Source organism: Mesorhizobium sp. M7A.F.Ca.ET.027.03.2.1 (assembly GCF_003999175.1).
Taxonomy (GTDB): Bacteria; Pseudomonadota; Alphaproteobacteria; order Rhizobiales; family Rhizobiaceae; genus Mesorhizobium.
This window is the reverse complement of the sequence record NZ_RZOM01001379.1, coordinates 1-1,278: the sequence shown is the minus strand read 5'-3', so window position 1 is coordinate 1,278 and position 1,278 is coordinate 1. Positions and strand designations below refer to the sequence as shown.

Sequence of the window (1,278 nt, the reverse complement as noted above, 5' to 3'; positions counted from 1 at the left end):
CGTCGGAGAACCCTTCCATGCGCACGGCTATCTTGCTCGCGTCGGACGACAACTTGTTGTAGGCGATGACGGCCGGAATGGCGGCCAGCAGGCCGATGGCCGTCGCCAGCAGCGCTTCGGCAATGCCGGGCGCAACCACCGCGAGACTGGTGTTCTTGGAGCCGGCGATCGCCTGGAACGAGGTCATGATGCCGATGACGGTGCCGAACAGGCCGATGAAAGGTGCCGCCGAGCCGGTGGTGGCGAGGAAACCTAGGCGGCCTTCCAGCTTTTCCATCTCGCGGGTCAGCGCTAGGTCCATCGCCTTGTCGATGCGGGTCTGCAGGCCGAGCGGCGACTTGGCGCCCTTCTCGAAACTCTTCTTCCACTCGCGCATGGCCGCGACGAAAATGGCGCCCATGCCGGTTGTCTTGCGATCGGCGAGCGTGCGGTAAAGCTCTTCCAGCGACTGCCCCGACCAGAACACCTGTTCGAACCGGTTGAGCGCCAGCCGCATACGGGCATAGGAAACCAGCTTGTCGACGATGATCGCCCAGGTCCAGACCGAGGCGCAGAGCAGGCCGATCATGACCAGCTTGACCACCCAGCTGGCCGAAACGAACAGCGACCAAACCGACAATTGCGCGCCCGGGTCGGCGAGTGCGATATTTTCCATCGTTACGTCCTTAAGATTTTCCGGGCGAAGCTGGCGGCTGGCCCCTGGCATCCCTTGTGGTCGGTTCGCACGAAGCTACCGGAACAACCCCAAACTGTGCCATTATCGGCCTTTTCGGGGCAAATATTGGTGAAAGGAAGGCGTTCGATAACGCCAATCTTCACCAATCTCTTCATGAACCGTTATGGTTAAGGATGGGTTAGTATATAAGGCGCGGCGCATTGCCACGCCCAATGGCAAGGCCATCAATTCAATGGCTGCGCCTAGGGTGTGCTGAGATTCAGGTCAGGCCAAGCCGAAAACGGTAAATCCCGAGAACCGGAGCGGAGCGTACTTTTCGTACGTGAGCACAGTTCTACCGCGATGCGGTAGAACGGGGAAGCGCAGGAGCTGCTGTTTGCAGGCCGGCATCACCTGAATCTCAGCGCACCCTCGGCATGAACGCCGCCACCCATTCCCTGGGAAAACGCCTTGGGCGGCCATTCTCACCGATGATCGCCGCCTCGACCTTCGCCTCGACCAGCAGTTCGTCGCCGCGCTTGAGCTGCTGCGCCATGAAGATGCGCGCGCCGGAAATCTCCTCGGTGCGGGTGTCGACCGTCAGGATGTCATCAATGCGGGCG

General features: G+C 61.0%; 1 protein-coding gene and 1 pseudogene. Both read right to left on the bottom strand.

Features of this window, described 5'->3' with window-relative positions; translation table 11 throughout:
- The coding region (gene tolQ, locus EN750_RS34840; RefSeq protein WP_127399312.1) for a protein TolQ at positions 1 to 655 on the bottom strand (655 nt) is incomplete at its 3' end.
- Between the two features lie 421 nt (positions 656 to 1,076).
- Positions 1,077 to 1,278 (bottom strand): annotated as a pseudogene (locus EN750_RS34835) (4-hydroxybenzoyl-CoA thioesterase); the annotation flags it as partial.